Genomic DNA, 414 nt, shown 5'->3' with positions numbered 1-414 from the left:
AAGGTTGGATTTTTTGTAATACTCGTAAACGGCTTTATCGTATTTTGTTGCAGCCAAAGACAAGCCGTTATAATGTTCAGTAAAATTAGGAGAGAACAGATAGGCTGATTTCCCATAGGAGATTGCCTGATCTTTATAAAATTTACGTGAACTTAGTTCTTGCGGATTAGCTACGCGGACAATTGTTGGATCAAACAGTCCATTTAAATAAACTTCAAGATAAAAATCAAAGTCCTCATCGCCGCTGTTATGAATAAACAATTCTTTAGCTAATTCGTTTAAATCAACTAGAATATCATAATCATAGTAATAATGATGCGACCCAGTCTCCAAACGGTTCAAGTGATGATTAGAATGAATGGTTCGTCGAGTACCTGTTTTTCGGCCAACCATGATCGTATCGATTCGGTTAAC

1 pseudogene is annotated in these 414 nt (G+C 36.2%); it reads right to left on the bottom strand.

The window, feature by feature from the left end:
* Positions 1 to 414 (bottom strand): annotated as a pseudogene (locus tag RT405_RS12435) (CDP-glycerol--glycerophosphate glycerophosphotransferase); the annotation flags it as partial.

The organism is Carnobacterium sp., from assembly GCF_032094055.1.
GTDB lineage: Bacteria > Bacillota > Bacilli > Lactobacillales > Carnobacteriaceae > Carnobacterium_A.
The sequence above is the reverse complement of the archived record's forward strand: the minus strand, read 5'-3'. Positions and strand labels throughout refer to the sequence as shown.